Here is a 26,835-nt window from a genome sequence, read left to right on the forward strand (position 1 = left end):
AATCAGTCGTCCCGGTGCACCCGCTCGCGGCGCTCGTGGCGCTCCTGGGCCTCGACCGACAGGGTGGCGGTCGGACGGGCCTCGAGCCGCCCGAGGCTGATCGGCTCGCCGGTCTCCTCGCAGTAGCCGTAGGAGCCGTCCTCGATCCGGCGCAGGGCCTCGTCGATCTTGGCGATCAGCTTGCGCTGCCGGTCCCGGGTGCGGAGCTCCAGGGCCCGGTCGGACTCCGAGGACGCCCGATCGACGAGATCCGGATGGTTCTCCGTCTCCGCCTTCAGATTGATCACCGTCCCCTTGGACTCGCGGAGGATGTCCTCCTTCCACTCAAGGAGCTTGGCCTTGAAGTAGGCCAGCTGCCGCTCGTTCATGAAAGGCTCGTCCTCGCTCGGACGATACGCTTTCGCTTCGACCGCAGACGCTAATGCGTTCATCGCACTCACGCTTTCAAGCACGCCCCCTCTGGCGCACGTGGGGTATAGGCAGGACAGGGAGTCGCGGCAACAACGCTCGCGCGAGCGTGACCGGCCCTCGTCAACGGACGGGCGGAGCGTGACATTTCTTCATCACTCCGGGCCGCGTCAGCGGGGTTTTGTGAACGATTTCGCCGGTTTATGCTGCGTTGCGGCGAAGATCGGCCTTGGCGAGCTCAACCGCAGCGCGGAGATCGATCTGCTCGAGCAGGCCGTTCAGCGCCGGATCGGCGTCCACCGGCCGTTCCTCGCGCAGCGTCCGCGACAGCCGCTCGAGCGCGCCGTCGCCCGTCTCGCCCGAGAGCAGCGCCAGCTTGAGCTCGTCGAGGCGATCCAGCAGGCCGCCGCCACGGCGGACCGCCCGGCGGCGACGCTCGGTGGCGTCCTCCACGCCCTGCAGGGCCATCAGCGCCGACACGCCGGCCACCCCGGCCACCGGGGCCGCCGCGGCGGCCGCGCCGGCCGGAGCCGCCGGCGCCGCGCCGCCCAGGGAGAAGCCGCCCGCCGCCTTGCCGGCGCGGGACGGGGGGCTCGCGGAGGGGCCGGAGGGACCGGTGACCTTCATGCGGGACGACTCCTGGACATGGCCGACCATCGCGTCCCCCGGTCACCGTTTGGTTAACGGCCCGGCAATTCTTGCCCGGAAGACGCCGTCTGCCGGGGCCGGATGGACTGTATTCCTTGGATTTTTCGGCTGGCACGGCGCTGGCATCCCAGGTCCCGTCAACAGTTCCCGGACGTCCGACCGATGCAGAATCTGCTCGCCTCCCTCCTCGCCGCCACCGCCGTGGCCGGTCTCGCCGGCCCGGCCGCCGCCCAGTCGCGGATCAAGGACATCGCCGCCGTCGAGGGGGTCCGCTCCAACCAGCTGGTCGGTTACGGCCTGGTGGTGGGGCTGAACGGCACCGGCGACTCGCTGCGCAACTGCCCCTTCACCCGCCAGTCCCTGGAGGGGATGACGGAGCGGCTCGGGGTGAACATCCGCGGGGCCAACGCCAACTCCAAGAACATGGCGGCCATCATGGTCACCGCCGAGCTGCCCCCGTTCGCCACCCCCGGTTCGCGCATCGACGTCTCCGTCTCCTCCATGTGCGACGCGAAGAGCCTGCTGGGCGGCACCCTGCTGGTCACCAGCCTGCAGGGCGCCGACGGCCAGGTCTATGCGGTGGCGCAGGGCTCGATCCAGACGGGCGCCGTCTCGGCGTCCGGCGCCTCGGGCTCCTCGGTGACCCGCGGCGTGCCCACCGCCGGCCGCATCGCCTCGGGGGCGACGGTCGAGCGCGAGACCGGCTTTGAACTGGCCAATATGAACGAGGTGCGCCTGACCTTGCGCAATCCGGACTTCACCACGGCCCAGCGGGTCGCCGGCGCGATCAACCAGGTCTATCCGGGCACGGCCCTGGCCGAGAACGGCACCGTCATCGCCCTGCGCGCGCCCGGCCAGATGGGCATGGCCGGCTTCATCAGCCAGGTCGAGAACCTGCCGGTCACCGTCGACGCCCCGGCGCGGGTCATCATCGACGAGGTCAACGGGGTCATCGTCATGGGCGACGCGGTCCGCGTCTCCACCGTCGCCATCGCCCAGGGCAACCTCACCGTCTCGGTGCAGGAGAGCCCCTACGTCAGCCAGCCCGAGCCGTTCAGCCGCGGCCAGACCGCCGTCGTTCCGGACTCCCAGGTGCAGGTCGAGGAAGAGCGCGGGGTGCAGATGCGCATGGTCGGCGGCGGCGCCTCGTTGTCCTCCCTGGTCAACGGCCTCAACGCCCTCGGCGTCAGCCCGCGCGACATGATCTCCATCCTGCAGGCCATCAAGGCCGCCGGCGCCCTGCAGGCCGACATCGAGGTGATGTGAGCATGATCGACGCCCTCTCCTCCCCGACCCCGACCGTCGCGCCGACCGCGCGCATGCGGGAGACCGCGGAGTCCTTCGAGGCCTCCTTCCTCGCCCAGATGCTGAAGCCGATGTTCGAGGGCCTGCGCACCGACGGCATGTTCGGCGGCGGCCAGGGCGAGGAGACCTGGCGCAGCTTCATGATCGAAGCCATGGCGAAACAGACGGTGAAAGCCGGCGGCGTCGGCCTCGCCGACCAGGTCGTCGCCCAGATGCTGAAGATGCAGGAGCAAGGCCAGTGACCGATTCCGCCACCCTCAACGCCACCGCCCGGCTGCGTCAGCTGGTGGACCTCACCCGCCGCCTGACCGCCTCCCTCGTCGAGGAGGCCGAGGCCTTCGAGGCCCGGCGCCCGCAGGACGCCGCGGCGATCGTCGCCGGCACCGCGGAGCTGGCCAACGCCTACCGCCGGGAGTCGGCCCAGCTGAAGGCCAACCCCGCGGCGATCGCGGCCGCCCCGGCCGCCGAGCGCACGGCCCTGATCCGCGCCACCGAGGCGTTCGAGGCGGTGCTCACCCGCCACGCCCGGGCGGTCGAGGCGGCGCGCACGATCTCCGAGGGCCTGGTGCGGACCATAGCCGCCGAGGTCGCCGGCCAGAGAGGCGCGCCATCGGCCTACGGGGCCAGCGGTCGCGCGACCCCGGGCGACGGCCGGGCTGTGGCATACAACCGCACCACCTGAACCCGGCGTTAAGCCTGTCCGGTAGGAAAGCCGTTCAGCATCCTGTCGCAGGATGGGCCGATGAAGAGTCCGTCCCGTCTGCTCGCGCTGGCCTTCGCCTCCGCCGATCTGGTGTTCGAAGTCGATCCCCGGGGAACCGTGGTGGTCGCGATGGGAGCCGGCCCGACGCCGGGAGTCGACCCGGGCGCCCTGTGGGAGGGCCGCCCCCTCTCCGCCTTCCTGTGCAAGGCGAGCCGTCGCGAGGCCGCGCGCGCGCTCGCCGACGTGACCCCGGGCGTCCGCTCCGGTCCGCACGACATCCTCGTCGAGGGCGGCGGCGGCCTGGTGCGTCGCGGCCGCCTGCGCCTGTTCCAGCTGCCTGAACTGGCCCCGGCCGTGTCCTGCGCCATCTCCTGGGAAGGCGCCGCCTTCCCCCTGGCCATTCCGACGGCTCCGCCCCTCCTCGACGCGCCCGCCCTGCTCGACCGGACACGGGCCCTCCTCACCGCCGAGGCCGCCCCGGGCGTGGCCTTCGTCGAGGTCGCGGGTCTGGAAGGCGACGATGAAGCGCATCGCCGGGCGGCGGACCGGGTAAAGGCCGCGCTGCAGGCGGCCTCCATCGACGGAGCCAGCGCCGCCCGGTTGACGGCCGAACGTTTCGCGGTGGTGCAGGCGCCGGATGCCCCCCCCGATCTCGCCGGAGACATCGTGGACGCCGGCGCGGCTGAAGGCGTCGAGCTGGCGCCGGAGGTGGCCGGCCCTGCCGCCCTCGGCGGCGCCAATGCGGAGGCGGCGCTGCGCGCCCTGCGCTTCACCCTCGAGGAGTGCCTTCGCTCCGGCCCCACCACGGCCGCCGCCGGCTTCGGCGCCCGGCTCCGCGAGACGGTGCGCGAGGCCGAACGGTTTCGCGTCATCGTGCGCGAGCGCGACTTCACGGTCCTTTTCCAGCCGGTCGTCGACCTGTCCACCGGCGTCACCCATCACTATGAGGCCCTGTCGCGGTTCGGCCCCGCGGGCCCCTCCGCCATCATCCAGATGGCCGAGGAACTGCATCTCATCGAGGGCTTCGACCTCGCCGTCGCCGAGAAGGCCCTGCAGCAGATGCGCCGGCCCGGCAGCGGGCTGATCAAGATCGCCGTCAACGTCTCCGGCCGTTCGCTGGCGACGGACGCCTATGTGACCGGGCTGCTGCGCATGACCGCGGCGGCGCCCGAGAGCCGCAAGCGACTGCTGGTCGAGGTCACCGAAACCGCCGCCCTGAAGGATCTGGAGACGGCGAACCGGCGGCTGAAGGCGCTGCGCGATGCGGGGGTGCGGATCTGTCTCGATGACTTCGGGGTTGGGGCCGCCACCTTCGACTACCTCGGCCGGCTCACCCTCGACGCGGTCAAGATCGACGGCTCGTTCGTGCGGGACGTCGTGGGCAGCGACAGGGCGCGCATCCTCGTCAGCCGTCTGGCCGGGCTCTGCGGGGACCTGGGGCTGGAGAGCATCGCCGAGATGGTCGAGACCGAGGACCAGGCGCGGGTGGTGCGGGAGCTCGGCGTCACCCATGGCCAGGGCTGGCTGTTCGGCCGCCCCGAGGCGGAGCCGCGCCCCGCGCCGGCGCCTGCGGCCCGGCTGACCGGGCGCGGCGATCAGCTCGCCGCCCGCGGCTGACCCAGCGCCAGCCGGCGCCCCACACCGATCTGGTCGAGGAAGTCCGCGTCGTGGCTGACCACGACCAGCGCCCCGTCCCACGCCCGCAGCGCCGTCTCGACCGCCGCCACGGAGTCGAGGTCGAGGTGGTTGGTCGGCTCGTCGAGGATCAGCAGCTGAGGCGGCCGCGCGCCGGTCATCACGCAAGCCAGGGCCGCCCGCAGGCGCTCGCCGCCGGAGAGGCTCCCGACCCGCTTCTCCGCCGCCGTGTTGCGGAACAGGAACCGGGCCAGCGCCGCCCGGGCCCGATGCGGCGAAGCCTCCGGATTGAGCCGCAGATAGCCGTCCAGCAGGGTTTCGTCCGACCGGAGCAGGGCGGCGTCCTGGTCGAGGAACGCCGCGGCGACGGGCCGCTCGATCCGTCCCTCCGTCGGCTCAAGAAGACCGGCCATCAGCCGGAGCAGGGTCGTTTTGCCAGCCCCGTTGGGCCCGGTGATCGCCAGTCGCTCCGGCCCCGCCAGACGCAGCGAAAGCGGCCCCGCCGCCCGGCGTCCGTCGGGCGCGTCCCAGGCCGCCCCGTCTAGCGCCAGCACCGTGCGCCCGGCGGCCAGGCCGGCCGACGGCAGCGGAATGTCGAGCGCCCGCACCCGCTCCACCCGCTGCCGCGCCTCCGCCAGCTCCGCCGCCGCGGACCGGGCGCGGCGTTCGGCCAGCCGGTCCTCGCGGCCGCCGGAGTTCTCCGCCCGCTCCTTCATCGCGCCGAGCAGGATCTTCGGTTCGGAGGCCCTGAGCGCGAACGCCCGGCCGGCGCGATCCCGCCGCGCCTTGCGCTCGACGGCCCGCTGCGCCTCACGTCCCGCCCGCTCGACCGCCCGCTCCGCCGTCTCCAGCCCCCGGTCCGCCGCCGCCCGCTCGGCCGCCTTGCGCTCGGCGTAGAGATCGTAACCTCCGCCGTGGGTCGCCGCCCCGAGTCCCGACAACTCGACGATCCGGTCCATCCGGCGCAGCAGGCCGCGGTCGTGGCTGGCGACCACCACCCCGCCGGGCCAGCGTGCGAGCACGTCCGCCACCCGAGCCCGGCCGTCGGCGTCCATGTGGTTGGTCGGCTCGTCGAGCAGCAGCAGATCCGGCGGGTCCAGCAACAGGCCCGCCAGCCGCAGCCGGGTCTGTTCGCCGCCGCTCAGCGAGGCGACGGGACGGGAGGCGTCGAGGTCCGGCAACCCCACTTCGGCCAGCGCCGCCGCGATGCGTCCTTCCAGCGTCCAGTCCGCCGCGGCGAGGTCCTCCTCGCGCCCCTGCCCCGCCAGCACCCGGGCCAGCACGGCCAGGGGCCCGGCGACGCCCAGCGCCCGGGCCACGGTCTCGCCCGGCCCGGGCTCGCGCCGCTGTTCGAGCCAGCCCACGCTTCCGACGCGCGTGACCGCCCCCTCGGCAGGGTCGGCCAGTCCGGCGATCAGGCGCAGCAGGGTGGTCTTGCCGGTCCCGTTGCGGCCGACGACGCCGGTGCGCTCGCGCCCGAAGGCGAGGCTCAGGTTTTCGAAGAGGGTCCGGCCGTCAGGCGTGCGGGCGGCGACGCGGTCGAGCGTCGCGAGCGCGGATGGGGACGGGCTTGGGTTTGGGCTGGAGAGCGACACAGGCGAGCACGAGCAGCGGAGCGGAAAGGGCGACAGCGATTTCCAGCGTGCTGATCATGGTCCTCGGGCCTTCGGGCCGTTCACTCGTACGGGATGAAGATGCGGGCCGCTCCGTCCCGGCGCAAGCTTTTTCGCCGCTCGCGGACGATCACGAGACCGTGCCAGAGGGTCGCACCGGCCCGCCGCGACTGGCTCGCCCGGCGGCTGTGGCCTAGATCGGCGGCATGCAACCGCCCGCCGCCTCCGAAGCCATGGTCAGCCGGCGCGAGGCGCTGACCGAGGAAATCCGCGCCGAAACCGGCATCGACGAGCCGATGATCGCCAGCCTCGTCGACGCCTTCTACGCCCGGGTGCGCGCCGACCCGCTGCTCGGCCCCGTGTTCGACGCCCGCATCACCGACTGGGAGCCGCACCTGCAGCAGATGCGGCTGTTCTGGTCCTCGGTGGCGCTGATGAGCGGAGTCTACCACGGCCGGCCGATGCCGAAGCACCTGCCGCTGCCGGTCGACGCCGTTCACTTCGACCGCTGGCTCGAGCTGTTCGAAGGGACGGCGCGCGAGGTCTGCCCGCCCGCCGCCGCCGACCACTTCATCGAACGCGCCCGCCGCATCGCCCAGAGCCTCGAACTCGGGATCGCCGGCGCCCAAGGCGTGCTGCTGCGCCGGGGCGAGCGCTACGTCCGCACGCCGGAGCCGTGGTCGCCGCCCCGGTGACCCGGTCCTGCTGCCATCTCCTGTCAGCAGCCGTACGCCGCCAGCCACAATGTTCCCGCATTGTTCTTGCTGAATCCGACGAATTGCTCCCCATATAGCAGCGTCGCGCCGGAGCCTGCTCCGGCTCCCCCGCGTTCCCGGATTCCATGACCGAAAAGCACAACTTCATCCGCGTGCGCGGCGCGCGCGAGCACAATCTCAAGGGCGTCGACGTCGACATCCCGCGCGAGAAGCTGGTGGTCATGACCGGCCTGTCCGGCTCGGGCAAATCCTCGCTCGCCTTCGACACCATCTACGCCGAGGGCCAGCGCCGCTACGTCGAGTCCCTGAGCGCCTACGCGCGCCAGTTCCTCGAGCTGATGGGCAAGCCGGACGTCGACCTGATCGAGGGCCTGTCGCCGGCCATCTCCATCGAGCAGAAGACGACCTCGAAGAACCCGCGCTCCACCGTCGGCACCGTCACCGAGATCCACGACTACATGCGCCTGCTGTGGGCCCGCGTGGGCGTGCCCTACTCGCCGGCCACCGGCCTGCCGATCGAGAGCCAGACCATCAGCCAGATGGTCGACAGGCTGACCGCCCTCCCCGACGGCGAGCGCCTGCTGCTCCTCGCCCCGGTCGTGCGCGGCCGCAAGGGCGAGTACCGCAAGGAGATCGCCGAGTGGCAGCGGCAGGGCTTCCAGCGCCTGAAGATCGACGGCGAGTTCTACGCCATCGAGGACGCGCCGACGCTCGACAAGAAGTTCAAGCACGACATCGACATCGTCGTGGACCGGATCGTCACCAAGGCGGGGCTGGAGGGGCGCTACGCCGACAGCCTGCAGACGGCGCTGGGCCTCGCCGACGGCATCGCCACGGCCGAATGGGCGACCCTGGCCGAGGGCGAGAGCGAGCCGCGCCGCATCGTCTTCTCCGAGAAGTTCGCCTGCCCGGTGTCCGGCTTCACCATCAGCGAGATCGAGCCGCGGCTGTTCTCGTTCAACAACCCGTTCGGCGCCTGCCCCGTCTGCGACGGCCTCGGCGTCAAGCTGGCCTTCGACGCCGACCTGGTGGTGCCGGATCGCGACAAGACCCTGCACAAGGGCGCGGTGGCTCCCTGGTCCCGCGGCCCGTCGCCGCTGTACACCCAGACCCTGCAGTCGCTCAGCCGCCACTACGGCTTCTCGATGGACAAGCCGTGGCATGAGCTGCCGCCCAAGGCCCGGCAGATCATCCTGCACGGCTCGGGCGGCGAGAAGATCAAGTTCACCTACGACGACAACGCCCGGAAGTACGAGACCTCCAAGGCCTTCGAAGGGGTCCTGCCCAACCTCGAGCGGCGCTGGCGCGAGACCGACTCGGCCTGGGTGCGCGAGGAGCTGGGCCGCTACCAGTCCGAGACCCCGTGCGAGGCCTGCGGCGGCAAGCGCCTGAAGCCCGAGGCCCTGGCGGTCAAGGTGGCGGCGAAGGACATCGCCGAAATCTCCGCGCTGTCGATCAAGGCGGCCCATGACTGGTTCACCGGGCTGGAGGGCCAGCTCACCGACAAGCAGATGGAGATCGCGCGGCGGATCCTGAAGGAGATCAACGACCGCCTGCGCTTCCTCAACAACGTCGGCCTCGACTACCTCAACCTGTCGCGCAGCTCCGGCACCCTGTCCGGCGGCGAGAGCCAGCGCATCCGTCTGGCCAGTCAGATCGGCTCCGGCCTGACCGGCGTGCTCTACGTGCTGGACGAGCCGTCCATCGGCCTGCACCAGCGCGACAACACCCGCCTGCTCGACAGCCTCAAGGGCCTGCGCGACCTCGGCAATTCGGTGCTGGTGGTCGAGCACGACGAGGAGGCCATCCTCACCGCCGACCACGTCATCGACATGGGCCCGGCCGCCGGGGTCCACGGGGGCGAGGTCTGCGCCGAAGGCACGCCCGAAGAGGTGATGGCCAACCCGAACTCCCTGACCGGCAAGTACCTGACCGGCGAGCGCGAGATCGAGCTGCCGGCGGAAGGCCGCCGGCCGGTCGACCGCAAGAAGATGCTGAAGATCACCGGCGCGCGCGGCAACAACCTGAAGAACGTCACCGGCGAGATCCCCGGCGGCCTGTTCACCTGCGTCACCGGCGTCTCGGGCGGGGGCAAGTCCACCTTCACCATCGAGACCCTCTACAAGGCGGCGGCGCGCCGCCTGCACAACGCCTCGGACGCCCCGGCGCCCTTCGACCGCATCGAGGGGCTGGAGCTGTTCGACAAGGTCATCGACATCGACCAGAGCCCGATCGGCCGCACCCCGCGGTCGAACCCGGCCACCTACACCGGCGCCTTCGGCCCGATCCGCGACTGGTACGCCGGCCTGCCGGAGTCCAAGGCCCGCGGCTACGGCCCCGGCCGCTTCTCGTTCAACGTCAAGGGCGGCCGCTGCGAGGCCTGCCAGGGCGACGGCGTCATCAAGATCGAGATGCACTTCCTGCCCGACGTCTACGTCACTTGCGACATCTGCAAGGGCAAACGCTACAATCGCGAGACGCTGGAGATCGTCTTCAAGGGCAAGAGCATCTCCGACGTGCTGGACATGACGGTCGAGGAGGCGGCGAACTTCTTCAAGGCCGTGCCCTCGATCCGCGACAAGATGCTGACGCTGGAGCGGGTCGGCCTCGGCTACGTCAAGGTCGGCCAGCCCGCCACCACCCTGTCCGGCGGCGAGGCGCAGCGGGTCAAGCTGTCCAAGGAGCTGTCGCGCCGCGCCACCGGCCGCACCCTCTACATCCTCGACGAGCCGACCACGGGCCTGCACTTCGAGGACACCCGCAAGCTGCTGGAGGTGCTGCAGGAGCTGATCGACAGCGGCAACACCATCGTCGTCATCGAGCACAACCTCGACGTCATCAAGGTCGCCGACTGGCTGCTCGACTTCGGCCCCGAAGGCGGCGACGGGGGCGGCGAGATCGTAGCCGTGGGCACGCCTGAACAGGTGGCGCAGAACCCCGCCAGCTGGACCGGCAAATACCTCAGGGAGGTGCTGGACCGCCACGAACAGCGCCGCAAGGCGCGGGTGGCGGCGCTGAAGAAGCGGGCCTGAGGCGCGGGCGGACGCCGGCGGATCAGGCCGTCGGCGTCGACTTCAGCCCGAGGTAGGCCGCCGCGAACGGCGCGTAGAGCACGCCGACCGTGAGGGCCGAAACGATGGCGTCCACCACGGCGCTGGCGATCACCCACGGATTGCTGACGTCAAGGGCGGCGCGAATGATCTCCGGATCGCTGTGCGCGCCGAAGTTCCAGCTCTCCAGTCCCGACATCATGGCCAGGGGCATGGTCACGATCGACGCCAGCAGGCCGATGATCAGGGTCATCACCAGGGCGATGATCGCCATGCCGAACAGGGGCCAGAAGCGCCCCCGCGTCATCGCGAAGGAGTCGAAGAAGGCCATGCGTTTCTCGGCCACGGTGATCGGGACCGCCAGACTGAGGCGCACCGCCAGCCAGACGATCAGGGCGAGGCCGGCCAGACCCGCGAGCAGCCCGACCAGCCATCCCCAGTTCGCGCCCGACGCAGCGCTGACGCCGGCGATCAGCCCGATGAGAACCATGACGACGAAGCAGAGCAGGCCCATCAGGATCGACAGCACCAGACTGACCACCAGCACCCGCCATTCGTCCATCCCGAGTCGCAGGTAGCCGAACGATCGGGCGCCCGGCTCAAGCACGCCGCGGGCCACCGCCGCATAGAGCATGGCGCTGACCAGCAATCCCAGCGGCGCCAGCCACACCACCCGCAGCAGGACGGCGCCGAAGGTCTGGAAGAGCTGGCCCACCTCTTCGGGGGTCGGGGAGCCCGCCTCCATCGCCTCGGCCATCTCGCTCCAGGCGATCAGGGGATCGATGGCGGTGGACATGGCGAACAGGGCGGTCAGGCTCAGCACGGCGTAGAGCAACGCCCACGCCACCAGGGCGATGGGGTTGCGGCGCACGAGGCGAAATCCCTCGAAGGCAGCGTCGGTCGCCGAAAAGGCCATCATCCCCTCCTGAGCTGGCGTCCCATCCTAACCCGGTCCGGTCAGGCGGGTGAACCCGATTCGGCCTCTGCGGGAGCCGCCGAGGCCGCCTGCGCGGCCGTCAGCTGCCGGCAGGCCGAGGCGAACGGCGCCACAGACAGCGTCAGGAAGGCCCCGTAGAGCCAGGTCGCGACGAGGCCCACGAGCGTCAGCCACGGCCAGTTGACCGCCAGCCACGCGTGGATGTGCGGGAACGGATTGTCTCCGGCAGGGGGCCAGTCGCCGGCGTGCGCCCCGATCGCCGCGACGAGCCCGGCCGCGGCGATGAGGATCAGCACCACCTCCAACGCCAGCACGATCAGGATGATCACCAGCATCAGTCCCAGCAGCGGCCAGCCCTGGCCGCGGGCCAGCCGCCAGCCGCGCTCGAAGGCGAAGTCCCGGTCCAGCACGCTGGCCGGCGCGATCAGGCTGAGCCGCGCGAGCGCCCACAGAAGGGCGACGAAGGCGGCGACGCCCAGCACCAGGCCGGCGCCGATCGCCACGCCCTTGCCGACGCCCCACAGGCTGGCCACCAGCGCAGCGCCGAGCAGCAGCACCGCAATCGTCACGACGTACAGGCCCACGCCTATGGCAAGGCCGACGACCGCCACCCGCAGCTCGTCCATGCCGATGCGCAGCGAGAAGAAGCTGCGCTCCGACGGTCGCAGGATGGCGCGCATGACGGCGGCGTAGGCCAGGGCCATGCCGAGCAGCTGCCCCACATTGCCCAGCATGGAAGCCAGCTGGAACTGGACCATGTGCGTCATCATCAGCCGGTCAAAAGCCGGGTCGTCCGCCGACGGATCCACCGGCATGTGCGCGATCAGGTCGCCCATGGCGGGCAGGATCAGCGCGAGCGCGGCAAAGCCGGGCCCGGCCACGATCAGCCCCCAGACCAACACCGCCGCCGGCCGCCGGCGCATCAGCCCGAAGGCCTCGCCGAGCGCCGCGCCCATGGAAAACCGCATCCTCGCCCCTCCTCGTCCCCACGGCCAAGCTAGCCCGGATCGACCTCCGTCGCTAGAAGCCGCGGATGAACCCGACTCCCTCCCCCGTCCACGTCATCGGCGGCGGCCTCGCCGGCTCCGAGGCCGCCTGGCAGATCGCCTCGGCCGGCGTGCCCGTCGTCCTGCACGAGATGCGCGGCGTGCCCGGCGTGAAGACCGACGCCCACCACACCGACGGCCTGGCCGAGCTGGTCTGCTCCAACTCCTTCCGGTCGGACGACTGGGAGTACAACGCCGTCGGCCTGCTGCACGCCGAGATGCGGGCCCTGGACTCGATCATCATGGCCTGCGGCGACGCCCACCAGGTCCCCGCCGGCGGCGCCCTGGCGGTCGATCGGGAGGGCTTCTCGCAGGCGGTCACCGCGAAGCTGACCGCTCACCCGCTGGTCACCGTCGTGCGCGAGGAGGTCGCCGGCCTGCCGCCGGAAGAGTGGGACAACGTCATCGTCGCCACCGGCCCGCTGACCTCCCCCGCGCTGGCCGAGGCCATCCTCAAGACCACGGGCGAGGAGAGCCTCAGCTTCTTCGACGCCATCGCCCCCATCGTCCACGCCGACTCGATCGACTTCGACATCGCCTGGCGCCAGTCGCGCTACGACAAGGCCGGCCCGGGCGGCGACGCCGCCGCCTACGTCAACTGCCCGATGACGAAGGACCAGTACGACGCCTTCATCGACGCCCTGCTGGCCGGGCCGAAGGCCGAGTTCAAGGAGTGGGAGGACGTCCCCTATTTCGACGGCTGCCTGCCCATCGAGGTGATGGCCGAGCGGGGCCGCGAGACCCTGCGCCACGGCCCGATGAAGCCGGTCGGCCTGACCAACCCGCGCGACCCGACCGTCAAGCCGCACGCCATCGTGCAGCTGCGCCAGGACAACGCGCTGGGCACCCTGTTCAACATGGTCGGCTTCCAGACCAAGCTGAAGTACGGCGCCCAGACCGAGGTCTTCCGCATGATCCCGGGCCTGCAGAACGCCCAGTTCGCGCGCCTCGGCGGCCTGCACCGCAACACCTTCCTCAACTCGCCGAAGCTGCTCGACCGCCAGCTGCGCCTGAAGGCCCTGCCCCGCCTGCGCTTCGCCGGCCAGGTGACGGGCGTCGAGGGCTATGTCGAGTCCGCCGCCATGGGCCTGCTCACCGGCCGCCTCGCCGCCGCCCAGGCGCTGGGCCGCGACCTCGCCCCGCCGCCGGCGGAGACCGCCATCGGCGCCCTCGTCGAGCACATCACCGGCGGCCACCTCGAGGGCTCGAAGTTCCAGCCGATGAACATCAACTACGGCCTTCTCCCCCCGCTCGAGGCCCCGCGAGTCGACGAGGAGGGCCGCCGCATCCCGCCGAAGGACCGCGGCCGGGCGAAGAAGCGGCTGATGAGCGTGCGGGCGCTGGAGGCGCTGAAGGCCTGGCGCGACGCCGCCTGATCACCAGACGGTCATCCGACGCAGCGTCCCGTCGCGCATGATGTAGTGGTGCGCCAGGGCCGCGGCGGCGTGCAGTCCCACGAGCCAGTAGCCGATCGTCGCCAATGTCTCGTGGATGGCCTCGGCGCGGTGGGCCAGTCCCTCGTTCGGCGGGACGAGCGGCGGCAGAGGCAGGCCGAACAGGCGCACCGGATCGCCCTCGGCGCTGAGGATGACCCAGCCCAGCACGGGCATGGCGATCATGAAGGCGTACAACGCCAGATGCATCAGCGCCCCGGCGCGGTCGCTGCGGCCGCCGCGCCGACGGACGGGACCGAACCGGCGGGCCGCCGCCCGGATCCAGACGAGGCCGAAGACGGTCAGGCCGAGACTGAAGTGCCACGCCTTCAGCGCCTCGCGCATGTCGCTGCCGCGCGGATAACCCTCGCGCAGCAGGATCGTCGCGTATACGGCCACGAGCAGCAGCAGCATCAGCCAGTGCAGGGCGATCGACAGCCGGCTGTAGGCCGCCGGCGCGCCGGGACGGAAGTGGGTCATGGACGGGCTCCGTCAGGGAACCCCGCCAGCCTGCTCCGCCGCGGCCGGCGGAGCTTTGCGCGCGCGCAATCCCTCAGACGATCGTCCCGAACGCCCGGCCGATCACCGAGGTGACCGCCATGGCGAGGGCGCCCCAGGACACCACCCGGACCGCCGAGCGGACCGGCGGCGCCCCGCCCGCCTGCGCGCCCAGCACGCCGAGGCTGGCGAGCCCAAGGAGCGCCGCCGCGATGACCCAGGCGAGGATCGCCGTCTCCGGCGCGAACGCGGCCACCAGCAACGGCAGGGCCGCGCCGGCGGCGAAGGTCGCCGCCGAGGTCAGGGCCGCCTGGACCGGCCGGGCGGTGGAGATCTCGGAGATCCCCAGCTCGTCGCGCGCGTGCGCCCCCAGCGCGTCCTTCTCCATCAGCTGCAGCGCCACCTTGCGCGCCAGCTCCGGCTCCAGGCCGCGGGCGGCGTAGATCCCCGCCAGCTCCTCGACCTCGGCCTCGCGGTCGGTCGCCAGCTCGGCGGTCTCGCGGGCGAGGTCGGCCTTTTCGGTGTCGGACTGGGAGCTGACCGAGACGTATTCGCCGGCCGCCATCGACATCGCCCCCGCCGCCAGCCCGGCCACCCCGGCGATCAGCACCGCGCTGCGCGTCCCGTCGGCCGCCGCCACGCCCGCGACCAGACTCGCCGTCGACACCAGGCCGTCGTTGGCCCCCAGCACGGCGGCCCGCAGCCAGCCGATGCGGGCCACCCGGTGCCGCTCGGCGTGGGTCTTCATGCGGATCATGGCGCGCGCTCCCGTGCGGCCTGATCGAAGCCCGGTTCCCCGACGCGCGCAAGCGCCGGAACGGCGCGGGCGGCGTTCAGCCGGCGGCGATCCAGTCGCTGATCAGGCGAACCAGGTCAGACCGGGCGCGGGCGATGTCATCGAGCGTGCGGAACTGGACGACCCCGCGGTCCGGGGACGGCCAGCGGGCCAGGCCGGCGGCGTCCCGGAAGGCGACCCCGGACGCTCTCGCCGCGCCGCGGTGCAACACCAGCCGCCAGCCGCCGTTCCGATCCAGCCCGAGCGTGACCCGATCCTGTCCCCCCACGGCGAAGCTGGGCGCGTTCCACTTGATGCTTTCCGCCCAGGTCGCCGGAACCGCCGTCACCGTCTCGCGCAGCCGCTCGATGCCCGCGCGCGCCTCCGGCTCCTGCCGCTCCAGCCAGTCCTGCACCTCGCCGGCCATCTCAGACCCTTCCCCGCGCCACCGCCCACACCAGCCGCAGCCGCTTGAGCGGTTCCGGCGTATCCGGATTCCGCAGCGCCGCATGGGCCACGGCCGGGAAGCCCGCGGGCGGCAGGGCCTTCAGCGCCGCGTTGGCCGCCGGACGCAGGGCCGCCGCCTCGTCCGCCCGTCCGGTCAGGATCAGGCCCCGCACCCGCGCCGCATCCGCCACGGCGGTCTCGCGCCCCGGTCCGGCCAGCACCCGCACCGCCGCCTGGGCGGGACGGACGAACAGGTCCTCCAGATCGTGCGGCCGCCGGTGGGCGCGGTCGATCTGGGCCTCGATCAGGGCGTCGGCCCAGCCGCGCTCCAGCCCGCGCCGCTCCACCGCGCCGGCCAGCGCCTCCAGCACCGGATGGCCCCTGCGCGGCGCGCCGGCGAACACCCCGTCCATCTGCTCCGTCCACCAGGTCAGGCGCATCTCGGCCAGCAGCGGCTGGCTGACCCTGGCGGGGACGGCGGCCAGTTCCGCCTCGAAGGCGTAGAGGGCGATCAGGTCGGCGCGCGCCTGTTCGTCGGCGACGAAGCGGCTGGACAGCCAGCGGTCGGGGTCGGCGGCGCGAACCTGGGCGTCGAGATCGGACATCGCAGCCCCATAACGCGAAAGGCCGGGGAGGTCGCCCTCCCCGGCCGCAGCGGTCTTCGGCCGTCCGGTCAGCCGAACAGGGTCTGGTACATGGCCATGGAGGTCAGCATCGGCAGCGACAGCAGCAGGTTGGTGCGGCTGCCCAGCATGGCCAGGCGGGCCGCCCGGGCCTTCTTCTCGTCGTCGGCCGGGACAATGCCCAGCACCCGCTTCTGGTTCGGCCAGATGATCCCCCAAACGTTGAGGAACATGACGACGGCCAGCCAGACGCCGATGCCCATCAGGGCGAACTGCTGGTCGCCCTCGACCATGCCGCCGGCGAGGCCGAAGCTCAGCACCTCGAGGGCGTAGGCGTGGCCGCGCGTGAACATCACCGCCAGACCGGCCAGCACCGTCACCAGCGCCGCCCAGCGGAACCAGAACAGGGCTTCCGGGGCGATGTGCCGGCTCACCGCCGGCTTCAGCTCGGCCGGGATGGCCGGCATCACCCGGATCTGCACGAAGTTGAAGTAGTACAGCAGGCCGATCCACAGAATGCCGGCCACGACGTGGACCCAGCGCAGCACGGCCTGCCAGAAGCCGAGGTCGTAGCCCCCGGGCGCGATGCGGCCGAAGGCGAAAATCATCACCGCCGCCATGACCAGGCTCAGCAGGATGGTGGTGCGGAAGTTTGCGAGCAGCTTGCCGAACATCGGGAACGCCCCTCCCCGGGCGTGAATCAATGAAGCGCGACCTTACAGCCGCGCCTCACCGACGAACACCGAAAGTGTCAGCGCCCCTCAGGGGCGGGAGGCCATGCCCAGCTTGACCGGCTGCGCCTCGTCCGACGAGCCGCCGCGCTTGACGCCCCACAGCAGGATGATCGGCGCGCCGACGTAGATCGACGAATAGGTGCCGACGATGATGCCGAACATCAGGGCGATGGAGAAGCCGAACAGCGCCTCGCCGCCGAGGAAGGCCAGCGCCGCCAGCACCATGACCGCGGTCAGGCCGGTGATGATGGTCCGGCTCAGCGTCTCGTTGATCGACAGGTCGATCACCTCGCGCAGCGGCATGGTCTTGTACTTGCGCAGGTTCTCGCGAAGGCGGTCGAACACCACCACGGTGTCGTTCATCGAATAGCCGATGACGGTCAGGATGGCGGCGACCATGTTGAGGCTGAACTCCAGCCGCATGACCACGATCAGGCCGAACACCAGGATCACGTCGTGGAGCAGGCCGGCCACGGCGCCGAGCCCGAACTGCGGCTCGAAGCGGAACCAGATGTAGGCGAACATCAGAACCACAGCCAGGCCGAGGGCGATCAGGCCGGAGCGGAACAGCTCGCCCGACACCTTGGAGCCGACCACCTCGACCCCGGAATAGGTCACCTCGCCGACGGCGCCGGAGATGGCCCCCTCCACGCGGCGCACCACCTGGGTCTGGTCCGCGCCTTCCGGGATCTGGAAGCGGACGACGGCGGTGGAGCCGTCGGCGACGTTGGTGTCGCGACGGGCGATGCCCTGCACCTGCACGTCGCCGAGGCCGAGGTCGCTGACCGAGCCGCGGATGTCATCCAGCGCCAGCACCTGCCCGGCCGGCTTGGCGACCTCCAGCGAGGCGCCGCCGCGGAAGTCGATGCCCATGTTCAGGCCGGGCCAGAAGCAGCCGATAATCGAGGCGATGCAGAGCACCGCCGAGAGCGCGCCGAACAGTTTCGCGAAGCGGACGAACTGGAAGTTCGTCTTCTGCGGCAGCAGTTTGATGAGGGGCCATCCACGCATCGCCATCACTCCGCGATCGGCAGTTTCTTGGGTTTGGCCACCTTCAGCCACAGGGCCAGCCCGACCTGGGCGACCAGCACCGCCGACAGCATCGAGGTGAACACCCCGATGGTCAGGGTCCACGCGAAGCCGCGCACCGGACCGGCGCCGAACACGAACATGATCAGCGCCGCCACCAGGGTGGTCAGGTTGGCGTCGACGATGGTGCCCATGGCCTTGTTGAAGCCGGCGTCCATCGAGGCGATCACGCTCCGCCCGGACCGGGCCTCGTCGCGCATGCGCTCGTAGATCAGCACGTTGGCGTCCACGGCCACGGCGAAGGTCAGCACCAGACCGGCGATGCCGGGCAGGGTCAGGGCGGCGCCGATCATCGACATGGAGGCGATGATGAGCAGGCCGTTGAGCAGCAGGCCGATCACGGAGATGCCGCCGAACAGCAGGCCGTACGACCCCAGCATGAACAGCACGATGATCAGGAAGCCGACCGCCGTCGAGATCGCCCCGGCCTGCACCGCGTCGGCGCCCAGTTCGGCGGTGACGGTGCGGCGCTCCTGCACCTTCAGCGGCGCCGGCAGGGCCCCGCCGTTCAGCAGGTTCACCATCTCCGAGGCTTCCTGGATGGAGAAGCGGCCCTCGATGATGCCCGAGCCGCCGGTGATGGCGCTGCGGATGGTCGGGGCCGAGATGACCTTGCCGTCGAGGATGATGGCGAAGGGCCGGCCGATGTTGGCGGCGGTGGCCTCGCCGAAGCGGCGGGCGCCTTGGCCGTCGAACCGGAAGCCGATGGCGGTCTGCTGGTTGGCGTCGGTGGTGACCTCGGCCTTGGTCAGGTTCTCGCCCGAGACGAGGATGCGCCGCTTGACGAGGTAGGGGGTTCCGACGTCGTCGAACAGCACCTCCGAGCCCGGCGGCACGGCCCCGGCCAGCGCCTCCTGCAGGGAGTTCTCGACGTCGACCATCTGGAAGGTCAGCTGCGCGGTCTGGCCGACCAGCCGCTCCAGCTCGGCCGGATCGCTCTGGCCCGGCGCCTGGACGACGATCCGCTCGGCGCCCTGACGGGTGATGGAGATCTCCTTGGTGCCGGTGCTGTCGAGGCGGCGACGAACCACCTCGATCGACTGGGTCACGGCGTCAGAGCCCATCGAGGCCATCGCCCGTTCGGTGAATGCGTAGCGGATCCGGTCGCCCTGGCGCTGCACCGTGCGGTCCACGGTCCCGCTCGGCCCCACCGTGACCAGCGCCCGCATCGCCTCGATCGCCTGGTCGATCTGCCCCGGATTGGCCAGGGCGACCATGACGCCGTCCTCCTGCCGCACGATGCCGGTCACCGGCACGTTGGCCTCGGTGAGCACCGTGCGCGCGTCCTCGGCCAGGTTGGTCAGGCGCTTCTCGCGCATGGCCGGCACGTCGACCTCGAGCAGCAGGTAGGAGCCGCCCTGGAGGTCAAGGCCGAGGTTGACGCCGCTCGACGGCAGCCAGCCCGGCAGCGCCGCGCGCTGCGCCGGCGTCAGCACGTTGGGGAAGGCGAACAGCAGCCCGAACAGGAGCGACAGGGCGAGAAGGACGACCTTCCAGCGCGACAGATGGATCATGCGGGCTGTTCCCGACCTTTCAGGCGGCTGTTCAGGCCTTGGCGTCGTTGGCGGCGATGGCGGTGCGGTTGCGCACCTCCGAGACCATCGACTTGACCACGCGCACGTTCACGCCCTGGGCGATCTCGACCATGGCCTCCTCGTTCTCGACGCGGGTCACCTTGCCGATCATGCCGTTCGACATCACCACCGTGTCGCCGCGCTTGATCGCGTCGATCATCGCCCGGTGTTCCTTCATCCGCTTCTGCTGCGGACGGATCATCAGGAAGTAGAACAGGACGAAGATCGCCACGAAGGGCAGGAAGTTCAGGAAAAGGGCCATGGGCCCCCCGTCGGCAGCAGTCATCGGTCGGTCCTTGATCGGGCCGGCGGACGCGCGGCGGCGCCCCCGGAAAATGAGGCGCGGAACCTAGGGCGCGCCGGGAGACTTTGCAACGCAAGCCGCCGGCGCGCGCCGACGCCTGCGCTATCGGGGCAACACGCCCAGCGGGTCGACGGCGTTCGGTTCGTCCCCGCGCATGCGCCAGGTCTCGAAGTGCATCGACGGCCGGCCGTCGCCCGCGGTGGTCCCTACGGTGCCGATCACCTGCCCCGCCTGCACGTCCTGGCCGTCCTGCACCGTCTCCGAGCCGAGGTGGCCGTACACGGTGCGCCAGCCGTCGCGGTGGACGATCAGCACGGTCAGACCCTGCCCCGCCAGGTCGTCGCCGACGTAACCCACCCGGCCGGCTGCGGCGGCCCGCACCTCCGCCCCGGCGGGCGCGGCGATATTGATTCCGTTGTTGCGCTCGCCCAGCCCCACCGGGCCGAAGCGTCGCACCACCTCGCCGCGCACCGGCCAGTCGAGGTTGACCGTGCTCGCCGTCGGCGGAGCGGTCGGTGCGGCGGTGGCGGCGGGTTCCCGCGACGGCGGCAGCGGTCGCGGGGCCGCAGTCGGCGGCGGCGGCGGAGGCGGCGGAGGCGGCGGCGGAGCGGCCTCCGGCGTGCTCATCCCGATCGGAGACGGGCCGGTGGCGTAGGGATCGCCGCCGATGTCCACCGCCCCCTGCGGCAGCACCAGCCGCTGCCCCGGCGCGATGTCGGCGCGCGGCCCGAGATTGTTGAGGTCGATCAGCACCTGCACCGGCGTCTGGAAGCGGCGGCCGATGCCGGAAATGGTGTCGCCGCGCTGGATCTCGTAGGTCGCGCCGGCGACGGCGGCGGGGCGGGCGGCCGACGGCGGCGGCGGGGCGGCGAATCCTTCGGAGGCGGGACCCGCAGCCGGAACCCGGCCGGAACCGGTCGAGACCGGCGCGTCCAGCGCTCCGCCCTCGATGTCGGCCACCGGCGCGGTGGACGGCGGCGGCGCCTCGCGGGCGGGATCGGTCGATCCCCGACCCCCCTCGCCTGAAGGCGCGGGCGTCGCCGGCGTCGTGGGATAGACGGGTGCCCGGCCCGCGGACGGGGGCGCGCCGGCGTAGATCGGATAGCGCGGCGAGTCCGGATAGCTCGAGCACGCCGCCAGCGTCATCAGCGCGCCCAGCGCCAGCGCCGCCCGTCGTCCCGCCGTCATCCAGTCCATTCGCCCGCTCCCGAATCCGCGTCCCGCCTGCCGGGCCACCCTCGCCCGTGAACCGCGCCAAAGTTGGGCGGGAAGGTTAATGAGAAGGGAACAGGGATTAGGGAATAGGAAATAGGGAGCAGGGAGAGAACAGACGCCAGGGCCAGGCGCCCTGCGCCGGCAACCACACCTGACCCGGCGCACCGACCAATCGCCGTTCACCAAACTCCTGTTCCCTAATCCCTAATCCCTACCCCCTACTCCCTGGCTCATCCCTCCTTCGCCGTCCCCTCCACCAGCGGCACGAACCTGACCTCCGCGAGGCTCTCGCGGCGGAAACTCCCGTCTTCCTGGCCGACGTAGCGGTGCAGCATCTGCACCGAGGTGCGGCCCACCGGCACGACGAGGACGCCGCCGGGCTTGAGCTGGTGCAGCAGTTCCGTCGGCTCGCCCGGCGCCGCGGCGGTCACCATGATGCGGTCGAACGGCGCCTGCTCGGGCCAGCCGAGCCCCCCGTCGCCGTGGCGGGTGATGACGTTGTCGATGCCCAGCTGACGCAGCCGCCCCTCGGCCTCGGTCAGCAGGCTGCGGTAGCGCTCGACCGAATAGACGTAGCGCGCCAGCCGGCTCAGCACCGCCGCCTGGTAGCCGGAGCCGGTGCCGATCTCCAGCACCCGGTGCCGCGGCTGCACGTCCAGCGCCTGGGTCATCAGGCCGACGATGTACGGCTGGCTGATGGTCTGGGCGCAGTCGATCGGCAGCGGCTTGTCGTCCCACGCCTGGTCGAGGAATTTCTCGTGCACGAACACCGAGCGGTCGATCGACTCCATCGCCGCCAGCACGCGCGGGTCGGTCACCCCCTGCTGCCGCAGCCCGAGGATCAGCCGTCCGGCCCGATCGTCGTGCAGCTTCATCGCACCACCTTCAGCGAGAGCCGGTCGACGTAGAGCAGCCGATCGGAGGGGCAGCCCTCGACTTCCGCGGCGCCCACCGCCGCGAGCGGCACGGCCCTCCCGCGCACCGCGACCCGGCGGCCGTCCCAGTGGCCGGCGGAGCGGACGAACCGGCCTGTCAGATCGACCGGCAGGCAGCTTCCGTCGTCGAGCCGCAGCCGGCCGCGGGTGGAGCCATCGATGCGCGGCATCTCGAGCCGGCCCCGCAGCCGGCACCAGCCGGCGGCGTCGCAGCCCGAATCGATCCACGGCCGGTCGAGCCACCCCGTGCGCGTCTGCACGCCCATGCAGCCGGCGGCCCCGACCGCGAGCGCGGCCATGGCCGACGCCGCCCTCACGCCGCCGCCCTCGCCTTCGGCGGCGCGCCGCCCAGCATGCCCTTCAGGTCGTTGACGCTCGGCATGTGGGTCAGGTCGATGTGCAGCGGCGTCACCGAGATCCGTCCTTCGTCCATGGCGCGCAGGTCGGTGCCGTCGGCGTGCTCCTGCTTCTCCCCGCGGAAACTCATCCAGTAGTAGTCCCGGCCGCGTAGATCGGTGCGCCGCACCGCGTGCATCTCGCCGATGTCGCGGAAGCCCTGGCGGGTGACCTCCACCTCCCGGACCAGCGCCGGCGGCAGGGCCGGGAAGTTGACGTTCATCACCACCCCCGCCTGCCACGGCTGCTCCAGCAGCCGCTCGACGATGCCCGGCGCGAAGGCCTCCGCCGTCTCCCAGTGCGCCCGCACCTCGTCATGGAAGCGCTCGAGGCTCTGGCTGAGGGCGATCGAGCGGATGCCGAAGGCCATGCCCTGCAACGCCCCGGCCACCGTCCCCGAATAGGAGCAGTCCTCACCGACGTTGTGGCCGCGGTTGACGCCCGACAACACCAGGTCCGGCTTGTCCGGCATCAGGTCGTTGACCGCCAGCACGACGCAGTCGGTCGGCGTCCCCGTGACGGCGAAGCGCTTGTCGCCGAGCCGGTTGACGCGCAGCGGCTCGGTCAGGGTGACGCCCCGCCCCTTGCCCGACTGCTCCACCTGGGGCGCGCAGATCCACACGTCGTCCGAGAGGCTGCGGGCGATCCGCTCAAGACAGGCCAGCCCCTCGGCCTCGATTCCGTCGTCGTTGGTCAGCAGAATTCGCATGCCGGTCTGACTAGTCCGAAGCCCGCCGGGGCGCATCCGAAAAGTTGCCCGCGCGTCGGTCTGCGGTCGGCTCAGCCGGCGGCGATCCGCTCGACGCCGCCCATGTAGGGGACCAGCGCGGAAGGCACGCGGATCGATCCGTCGTCCTGCTGACAGTTCTCCAGGATCGCCACCAGCGTGCGACCGACCGCCAGGCCCGAGCCGTTCAGGGTGTGCACGAACTCGGTCTTCTTCTCGCCGTCGCGCTTGAAGCGCGCGTCCATGCGCCGCGCCTGGAAGTCCCCGCAGTTCGAGCACGAGCTGATCTCGCGATAGGTGTTCTGCGACGGCAGCCAGACCTCGAGGTCGTAGGTCTTGCGCGCGCCGAAGCCCATGTCGCCCTTGCACAGCAGCACCTTGCGATAGGGCAGCTCCAGCTTCTGCAGGATGGCCTCGGCGCAGCCCACCATCCGCTCGTGTTCGGCCTCGGAGTCCTCCGGCCGGGCGATCGAGACCAGCTCGACCTTGTAGAACTGGTGCTGACGAATGAGGCCCCGGGTGTCCCGGCCGGCGGATCCCGCCTCGGCGCGGAAGCAGGCGGTCAGCGCCGTCAGCCGGATCGGCGTCTTCAGTTCGCTCTCGGGCAGCTGCTGGCCCATCACCGTCGCGGTCAGCGACACCTCGGCGGTGGGAATCAGCCACCGGCCGTCGGTCGTGCGGAACAGATCGTCGGCGAACTTCGGAAGCTTGTCGGTGCCGTAGGCCGCGGCGTCATTGACCAGAAGGGGCGGATTGACCTCGAGATAGCCATGCTCGCCGGTCTGCACGTCCAGCATGAACTGGCCGATGGCCCGCTCCAGCCGCGCCAGCCCGCCCTTCAGCACGGCGAAGCGCGCGCCCGACATGCGCGCCGCCGCCTCAAAGTCCAGCAGCCCCAGCGCCTCGCCGAGGTCGGCGTGATCCTTGGCCGGCCCGCCTTCGCGGGGCGTTCCCCAGCGGCTGACCTCGACGTTGCCGCTTTCGTCCTCGCCGTCCGGCACGTCGTCCGCCGCCAGGTTCTTCTGCGCCGCCAGCAGGTCGCGCAGCTTCGCCCCGACCTCCCGCTCCGTCTCCTCGGCGGCGGCGATCTCGCCCTTCAGGCTCTCCACCTCGGCCTTCAGCCGCTCGGCCTCGGCCATGTCCTTCTTCGCCATGGCCGCGCCGATGGCCTTGGACGCGGCGTTCCGTTTCGCCAGCCCCTCCTGCCCCGCCGTCTGCGCCGCACGCAGCTCGCGATCCAGTTTCAGCAGCTCGTCGACGATCGCCCGCGCGTCCTCCACCCCGCGCGACGACCACCCGGCGACGAAGGCGTCGGGATTGTCACGGATGGCGCGGATGTCGTGCATGGCAGGTCTCCCGGGAAGGAAGCGACCTCCTAGCCCCCGCCGGGGTTTCCGCCAACCCGCCGGGCGTCGCCGTTGCGTCCCCCGGACCGGATCTTCCCGCACGCCGGCGCCCGAAGCGGCGAACAGACGCGGCCGCCGTCACAAATCCCTGATGACCGCGGGGAGCCGGCAGGTTCATAACCGCCGCCGCATCCGGGATACGACGCCATGCTCTTCGACCGCCGCCGCCTGCTCTCCGCGGGCCCCGCCGCCCTCGCCTTCACCGGCCTCGCGCGTCACGCCGCCGCCCAGGCCGCCGGCGAGGAGACCTACGTCAACGAGGTGCACGGTTACGGCCCTCTCGTCCGCGACCCGAACCGCCTGCTCGACCTGCCGGAGGGCTTCACCTACCAGGTCATCTCCCAGAGCGGCGACACCATGGACGACGGCCTGTTCGTGCCGGGGCAGCCGGACGGCATGGGCTGCTTCGACCTCGGCGACGGCAAGGTCGCCCTGGTCCGCAATCACGAGCTCAAGGGCTCCAGCGCCCTGCACCGCAATCTGGGTCCCGGCGGCCTGCACCAGGAGCGGATCAGTCTGCTCGACCCGGCGAAGGCCTACGACACCTACAAGGACGGCCGCCCCCTGCCCGGCGGCACGACCACCCTTGTCTATGACCTGAACGCCCGCCGCACCGTGCGCGAACACCTGTCGCTGGCCGGCACCTCGACCAACTGCTGCGGCGGCCACACCCCCTGGGGCAGCTGGCTGAGCTGCGAGGAGACCGAGCAGACCCCCGCTGATTCGGACGTCACCCGGGCGCACGGCTTCGTGTTTGAAGTGCCGGCCCGGGCCACGGGCCTCGTGGATCCCGTTCCCCTGAAGGCCATGGGCCGGTTCGATCACGAGGCCGTCTGCATCGATCCGCGCAACGGCGTCGCCTATCTGACCGAGGACAAGAACGACGGCCTGTTCTACCGCTTCATCCCGACGACGCCGGGTCGGCTCGCCGAGGGCGGCCGACTGCAGGCCATGGCGTGGCGCGGCGCCCCGGGCGCCGACACCCGCAACCAGGAGGCCCGCGCCTGGGCCGTCGGCGACTGGCGCGAGGTCGTCTGGATCGACGTTGAGGACGTCGAGTCGCCGAACGGCGACCTGCGGCAGCGCGGCCACGCCGACGGCGCAGCCCTTGTCGCCCGCGGCGAAGGGATCTTCTGGGGCGACGGCGAGCTGTACCTGACCGCCACCTCGGGCGGCCCGCTGCGGCGCGGCCAGATCCTGCGCTACATCCCGTCTCCCGACGAGGGCCGGACCGGCGAGGACCGCCGCCCCGGTCGGCTGCAGCTGTTCGTCGAGAGCGCCGACGAGAAGACCCTCAACATGGGCGACAATCTCACCCTCGCGCCCTGGGGGCATCTCGTGGTGTGCGAGGACAACTACTCCGAGGACATCCGCAACCACCTCAAGGGCGTCACCCCGGACGGCAAGGTCTATACGATCGGCCGCAACGTCTTCACCGGCAACAGCGAGTTCGCCGGCGCGGTGTTCTCGCCCGACGGCGAGGTCCTGTTCGTCAACATCATGTACCCGGGCATGACGCTGGCGATCAGAGGCCCCTGGACCTCGGTCCGGATATGAACAGCCGCGGCTGCGACCGGCGGACCAGCCACAGGTTCACCGTCGCCGCCGCCAGCACCAGCGCCGCCCCCGCCTGGTGCAGCGCGCCCAGCCACAGCGGCACGGCGTGCATCAGGGTGACGACGCCCAGGGCCGCCTGCAGCCACAGGGCCGCGGCGAGAACGAAGGCGGAGGCGCCCAGGCCCTCGGCCAGCCGCCAGCGCCACGCCTGCACTGCATAGGCCGTCCCGGCCGCGAGCAGCACATAGGCCCAGACCCGGTGGTTGAACTGCACCAACGCCTGGTCGTGCAGGAAGGCCACCGCGCCCCGGCCCCAGTCGACCGGCGGGAAGACGGCGCCGTTCATCAGCGGCCAGTCGGTGTAGACGAAGCCCGCCTTGGCCCCGGCCACCAGCCCGCCCAGCAGGCACTGCAGGAACACCGCCCCGAGCATCAGGGCCGCGCCCCGGCTCCAGCCGGCGGGCGAGCGCGAGGTCTCCTCGCCGTTCCACGCCTCCAGCCCGGTCCAGATCAGGCCGGCGAAAATCAGGAAGGCGAGGCCCAGGTGCACGGTCAGCCGCTCGGGCGCCACGTCGACCCTCTCGGACAGGCCGCTGGACACCATCCACCAGCCGATCAGCCCCTGCAGGCCGCCCAGTCCCAGCAGCACCACGCACCGCGCCACCAGCCGCCGCGGGACGCGACGCATCAGCAGCAGGACGGCGAAGGGCGCGGCGAAGGCCAGGCCGATCAGCCGGCCGAGGAACCGGTGCGCCCACTCCCACCAGAAGATGCCCTTGAACTCGGCCAGGGTCATGCCGGCGTTGACCTCCCGGTACTGCGGGATCTCGCGATACTTCGCGAACGCCTCGTTCCAGTCGGCGGCGTTCATCGGCGGCAGGGCGCCCATGATCGGCTTCCATTCGGTGATCGACAGGCCCGAGCCGGTCAGCCGGGTGACCCCGCCGACCACCACCATGGCGAACACCAGCGCCGCTACGGTCCACAGCCAGATCGCCGTGGTCCGGCTCCGATCGCCCCCGCCAATACGCTTCATTCGACGCCCGCCGCTCCGCTCGCTA

General features: G+C 71.5%; 27 protein-coding genes. 8 read left to right on the plus strand and 19 right to left on the minus strand.

What is annotated here, in order from left to right; all coding sequences use genetic code 11:
• Window positions 1-2: 2 nt before the first annotated feature.
• Together dksA and H2038_RS01440 are read right to left on the minus strand one after the other, a co-directional pair.
• A complete protein-coding gene (gene dksA / locus H2038_RS01435; RefSeq protein ID WP_292108670.1) occupies window positions 3-431 on the minus strand; it encodes an RNA polymerase-binding protein DksA in 429 nt (142 codons plus the stop codon).
• Between the two features lie 178 nt (window positions 432-609).
• A complete protein-coding gene (locus H2038_RS01440; protein WP_292108671.1) occupies window positions 610-1,035 on the minus strand; it encodes a flagellar assembly protein FliX in 426 nt (141 codons plus the stop codon).
• A 183-nt stretch (window positions 1,036-1,218) separates the two neighbouring features.
• Between H2038_RS01440 and H2038_RS01445 the strand changes: the two genes are divergently transcribed.
• Genes H2038_RS01445 through H2038_RS01460 form a run of 4 tightly spaced genes read left to right on the plus strand, consistent with a single transcriptional unit; the run spans window position 1,219 to window position 4,681 of the window.
• Window positions 1,219-2,322 carry a flagellar basal body P-ring protein FlgI gene (locus H2038_RS01445; RefSeq protein WP_292108672.1) on the plus strand — a complete coding sequence of 368 codons (1,104 nt, stop codon included), beginning with the start codon at window positions 1,219-1,221 and terminating at the stop codon, window positions 2,320-2,322.
• A gap of 2 nt (window positions 2,323-2,324) precedes the next feature.
• On the plus strand, window positions 2,325-2,603 hold the full coding sequence (locus H2038_RS01450) for a rod-binding protein (RefSeq protein ID WP_292108673.1): 279 nt from the start codon (window positions 2,325-2,327) through the stop codon (window positions 2,601-2,603).
• On the plus strand, window positions 2,600-3,043 hold the full coding sequence (locus H2038_RS01455; protein ID WP_292108674.1) for a flagellar basal-body protein FlbY: 444 nt from the start codon (window positions 2,600-2,602) through the stop codon (window positions 3,041-3,043). Before H2038_RS01450 ends, H2038_RS01455 begins: the two co-directional genes overlap by 4 nt.
• Before the next feature lie 60 nt (window positions 3,044-3,103).
• Window positions 3,104-4,681 (plus strand): EAL domain-containing protein, encoded by a 1,578-nt coding sequence (locus H2038_RS01460; RefSeq protein WP_292108675.1) that lies wholly within the window; start codon window positions 3,104-3,106, stop codon window positions 4,679-4,681.
• On the opposite strand, the gene H2038_RS01465 is transcribed toward H2038_RS01460, so the two are convergent.
• Window positions 4,660-6,294 carry an ABC-F family ATP-binding cassette domain-containing protein gene (locus H2038_RS01465; RefSeq protein WP_292108676.1) on the minus strand — a complete coding sequence of 545 codons (1,635 nt, stop codon included), beginning with the start codon at window positions 6,292-6,294 and terminating at the stop codon, window positions 4,660-4,662. The two genes, H2038_RS01460 and H2038_RS01465, sit on opposite strands and share 22 nt — an antisense overlap.
• 224 nt (window positions 6,295-6,518) lie before the next feature.
• Between H2038_RS01465 and H2038_RS01470 the strand changes: the two genes are divergently transcribed.
• On the plus strand, window positions 6,519-7,007 hold the full coding sequence (locus H2038_RS01470) for a group III truncated hemoglobin (RefSeq protein ID WP_292108677.1): 489 nt from the start codon (window positions 6,519-6,521) through the stop codon (window positions 7,005-7,007).
• A 146-nt stretch (window positions 7,008-7,153) separates the two neighbouring features.
• On the plus strand, window positions 7,154-10,060 hold the full coding sequence (gene uvrA, locus H2038_RS01475; RefSeq protein ID WP_292108678.1) for an excinuclease ABC subunit UvrA: 2,907 nt from the start codon (window positions 7,154-7,156) through the stop codon (window positions 10,058-10,060).
• Window positions 10,061-10,082: 22 nt separating this feature from the next.
• Here uvrA and H2038_RS01480 read toward each other — a convergent pair whose 3' ends face one another.
• Both H2038_RS01480 and H2038_RS01485 read right to left on the minus strand, forming a co-directional pair.
• The gene (locus tag H2038_RS01480) at window positions 10,083-10,994 is read right to left on the minus strand and encodes a hypothetical protein (protein ID WP_292108679.1); all 912 of its coding nucleotides are present in this window, start codon (window positions 10,992-10,994) and stop codon (window positions 10,083-10,085) included.
• Window positions 10,995-11,035: 41 nt separating this feature from the next.
• Window positions 11,036-11,983, minus strand: a complete 948-nt coding sequence (locus tag H2038_RS01485; protein ID WP_292108680.1) for a hypothetical protein — start codon at window positions 11,981-11,983, stop codon at window positions 11,036-11,038.
• Window positions 11,984-12,048: 65 nt separating this feature from the next.
• Between H2038_RS01485 and trmFO the strand changes: the two genes are divergently transcribed.
• Entirely contained in the window at window positions 12,049-13,437 is a 1,389-nt protein-coding gene (trmFO, locus tag H2038_RS01490; RefSeq protein ID WP_292108681.1) for a methylenetetrahydrofolate--tRNA-(uracil(54)-C(5))-methyltransferase (FADH(2)-oxidizing) TrmFO, read from the plus strand.
• Here the strand turns inward: trmFO and H2038_RS01495 are convergent, their stop codons facing one another.
• The 13 genes from H2038_RS01495 to serS all read right to left on the minus strand — a co-directional run bounded on the left by H2038_RS01495 (window position 13,438) and on the right by serS (window position 24,157).
• Window positions 13,438-13,974 (minus strand): cytochrome b/b6 domain-containing protein, encoded by a 537-nt coding sequence (locus H2038_RS01495; RefSeq protein ID WP_292108682.1) that lies wholly within the window; start codon window positions 13,972-13,974, stop codon window positions 13,438-13,440. It lies immediately after the preceding gene.
• 73 nt (window positions 13,975-14,047) lie between these two features.
• Complete coding sequence (locus H2038_RS01500; RefSeq protein WP_292108683.1) at window positions 14,048-14,749, minus strand: VIT family protein; 702 nt, start codon at window positions 14,747-14,749, stop codon at window positions 14,048-14,050.
• A gap of 76 nt (window positions 14,750-14,825) precedes the next feature.
• Complete coding sequence (locus H2038_RS01505) at window positions 14,826-15,194, minus strand: DUF1801 domain-containing protein (RefSeq protein WP_292108684.1); 369 nt, start codon at window positions 15,192-15,194, stop codon at window positions 14,826-14,828.
• Window position 15,195: 1 nt separating this feature from the next.
• Entirely contained in the window at window positions 15,196-15,819 is a 624-nt protein-coding gene (locus tag H2038_RS01510; protein ID WP_292108685.1) for a squalene/phytoene synthase family protein, read from the minus strand.
• A 68-nt stretch (window positions 15,820-15,887) separates the two neighbouring features.
• Entirely contained in the window at window positions 15,888-16,511 is a 624-nt protein-coding gene (locus H2038_RS01515; protein ID WP_292108686.1) for a hypothetical protein, read from the minus strand.
• 87 nt (window positions 16,512-16,598) lie between these two features.
• Window positions 16,599-17,588 carry a protein translocase subunit SecF gene (gene secF, locus H2038_RS01520; protein WP_292108687.1) on the minus strand — a complete coding sequence of 330 codons (990 nt, stop codon included), beginning with the start codon at window positions 17,586-17,588 and terminating at the stop codon, window positions 16,599-16,601.
• The gene (gene secD / locus H2038_RS01525) at window positions 17,588-19,174 is read right to left on the minus strand and encodes a protein translocase subunit SecD (protein WP_292108688.1); all 1,587 of its coding nucleotides are present in this window, start codon (window positions 19,172-19,174) and stop codon (window positions 17,588-17,590) included. Before secD ends, secF begins: the two co-directional genes overlap by 1 nt.
• A gap of 31 nt (window positions 19,175-19,205) precedes the next feature.
• Complete coding sequence (gene yajC / locus H2038_RS01530) at window positions 19,206-19,520, minus strand: preprotein translocase subunit YajC (protein WP_292108689.1); 315 nt, start codon at window positions 19,518-19,520, stop codon at window positions 19,206-19,208.
• Between the two features lie 120 nt (window positions 19,521-19,640).
• A complete protein-coding gene (locus H2038_RS01535; protein ID WP_292108690.1) occupies window positions 19,641-20,735 on the minus strand; it encodes a peptidoglycan DD-metalloendopeptidase family protein in 1,095 nt (364 codons plus the stop codon).
• Window positions 20,736-20,983: 248 nt separating this feature from the next.
• On the minus strand, window positions 20,984-21,628 hold the full coding sequence (locus H2038_RS01540) for a protein-L-isoaspartate(D-aspartate) O-methyltransferase (RefSeq protein ID WP_292108691.1): 645 nt from the start codon (window positions 21,626-21,628) through the stop codon (window positions 20,984-20,986).
• Window positions 21,625-21,987, minus strand: a complete 363-nt coding sequence (locus tag H2038_RS01545) for a hypothetical protein (RefSeq protein WP_292108692.1) — start codon at window positions 21,985-21,987, stop codon at window positions 21,625-21,627. The genes H2038_RS01540 and H2038_RS01545 overlap by 4 nt, the downstream gene beginning before the upstream one ends.
• A 14-nt stretch (window positions 21,988-22,001) precedes the next feature.
• Window positions 22,002-22,793, minus strand: a complete 792-nt coding sequence (surE, locus tag H2038_RS01550) for a 5'/3'-nucleotidase SurE (RefSeq protein ID WP_292108693.1) — start codon at window positions 22,791-22,793, stop codon at window positions 22,002-22,004.
• Between the two features lie 71 nt (window positions 22,794-22,864).
• The gene (serS, locus tag H2038_RS01555; protein WP_292108694.1) at window positions 22,865-24,157 is read right to left on the minus strand and encodes a serine--tRNA ligase; all 1,293 of its coding nucleotides are present in this window, start codon (window positions 24,155-24,157) and stop codon (window positions 22,865-22,867) included.
• A gap of 207 nt (window positions 24,158-24,364) precedes the next feature.
• On the opposite strand from serS, the gene H2038_RS01560 reads away from it, so the two are divergent.
• On the plus strand, window positions 24,365-25,774 hold the full coding sequence (locus tag H2038_RS01560) for an alkaline phosphatase PhoX (RefSeq protein WP_292108695.1): 1,410 nt from the start codon (window positions 24,365-24,367) through the stop codon (window positions 25,772-25,774).
• Here H2038_RS01560 and H2038_RS01565 read toward each other — a convergent pair.
• Window positions 25,743-26,810, minus strand: a complete 1,068-nt coding sequence (locus H2038_RS01565; RefSeq protein ID WP_292108696.1) for a COX15/CtaA family protein — start codon at window positions 26,808-26,810, stop codon at window positions 25,743-25,745. The genes H2038_RS01560 and H2038_RS01565 overlap by 32 nt on opposite strands.
• Between the last annotated feature and the right edge of the window lie 25 nt (window positions 26,811-26,835).

This window comes from Brevundimonas sp., assembly GCF_013912005.1.
Classification (GTDB): Bacteria; Pseudomonadota; Alphaproteobacteria; order Caulobacterales; family Caulobacteraceae; genus Brevundimonas.

Coding starts and splice junctions, on each gene's coding strand:
- secD (WP_292108688.1), bottom strand. CDS start 19,174: ATGATCCATCTGTCGCGCTGGAAGGTCGTCCTTCTCGCCCTGTCGCTC.
- serS (WP_292108694.1), bottom strand. CDS start 24,157: ATGCACGACATCCGCGCCATCCGTGACAATCCCGACGCCTTCGTCGCC.
- yajC (WP_292108689.1), bottom strand. CDS start 19,520: ATGACTGCTGCCGACGGGGGGCCCATGGCCCTTTTCCTGAACTTCCTG.
- dksA (WP_292108670.1), bottom strand. CDS start 431: ATGAACGCATTAGCGTCTGCGGTCGAAGCGAAAGCGTATCGTCCGAGC.
- H2038_RS01545 (WP_292108692.1), bottom strand. CDS start 21,987: ATGGCCGCGCTCGCGGTCGGGGCCGCCGGCTGCATGGGCGTGCAGACG.
- H2038_RS01495 (WP_292108682.1), bottom strand. CDS start 13,974: ATGACCCACTTCCGTCCCGGCGCGCCGGCGGCCTACAGCCGGCTGTCG.
- H2038_RS01500 (WP_292108683.1), bottom strand. CDS start 14,749: ATGATCCGCATGAAGACCCACGCCGAGCGGCACCGGGTGGCCCGCATC.
- H2038_RS01540 (WP_292108691.1), bottom strand. CDS start 21,628: ATGAAGCTGCACGACGATCGGGCCGGACGGCTGATCCTCGGGCTGCGG.
- H2038_RS01485 (WP_292108680.1), bottom strand. CDS start 11,983: ATGCGGTTTTCCATGGGCGCGGCGCTCGGCGAGGCCTTCGGGCTGATG.
- H2038_RS01515 (WP_292108686.1), bottom strand. CDS start 16,511: ATGTTCGGCAAGCTGCTCGCAAACTTCCGCACCACCATCCTGCTGAGC.
- H2038_RS01450 (WP_292108673.1), top strand. CDS start 2,325: ATGATCGACGCCCTCTCCTCCCCGACCCCGACCGTCGCGCCGACCGCG.
- uvrA (WP_292108678.1), top strand. CDS start 7,154: ATGACCGAAAAGCACAACTTCATCCGCGTGCGCGGCGCGCGCGAGCAC.
- H2038_RS01510 (WP_292108685.1), bottom strand. CDS start 15,819: ATGTCCGATCTCGACGCCCAGGTTCGCGCCGCCGACCCCGACCGCTGG.
- H2038_RS01460 (WP_292108675.1), top strand. CDS start 3,104: ATGAAGAGTCCGTCCCGTCTGCTCGCGCTGGCCTTCGCCTCCGCCGAT.
- surE (WP_292108693.1), bottom strand. CDS start 22,793: ATGCGAATTCTGCTGACCAACGACGACGGAATCGAGGCCGAGGGGCTG.
- H2038_RS01505 (WP_292108684.1), bottom strand. CDS start 15,194: ATGGCCGGCGAGGTGCAGGACTGGCTGGAGCGGCAGGAGCCGGAGGCG.
- trmFO (WP_292108681.1), top strand. CDS start 12,049: ATGAACCCGACTCCCTCCCCCGTCCACGTCATCGGCGGCGGCCTCGCC.
- H2038_RS01535 (WP_292108690.1), bottom strand. CDS start 20,735: ATGGACTGGATGACGGCGGGACGACGGGCGGCGCTGGCGCTGGGCGCG.
- H2038_RS01565 (WP_292108696.1), bottom strand. CDS start 26,810: ATGAAGCGTATTGGCGGGGGCGATCGGAGCCGGACCACGGCGATCTGG.
- H2038_RS01470 (WP_292108677.1), top strand. CDS start 6,519: ATGCAACCGCCCGCCGCCTCCGAAGCCATGGTCAGCCGGCGCGAGGCG.
- secF (WP_292108687.1), bottom strand. CDS start 17,588: ATGGCGATGCGTGGATGGCCCCTCATCAAACTGCTGCCGCAGAAGACG.
- H2038_RS01440 (WP_292108671.1), bottom strand. CDS start 1,035: ATGAAGGTCACCGGTCCCTCCGGCCCCTCCGCGAGCCCCCCGTCCCGC.
- H2038_RS01445 (WP_292108672.1), top strand. CDS start 1,219: ATGCAGAATCTGCTCGCCTCCCTCCTCGCCGCCACCGCCGTGGCCGGT.
- H2038_RS01480 (WP_292108679.1), bottom strand. CDS start 10,994: ATGGCCTTTTCGGCGACCGACGCTGCCTTCGAGGGATTTCGCCTCGTG.
- H2038_RS01560 (WP_292108695.1), top strand. CDS start 24,365: ATGCTCTTCGACCGCCGCCGCCTGCTCTCCGCGGGCCCCGCCGCCCTC.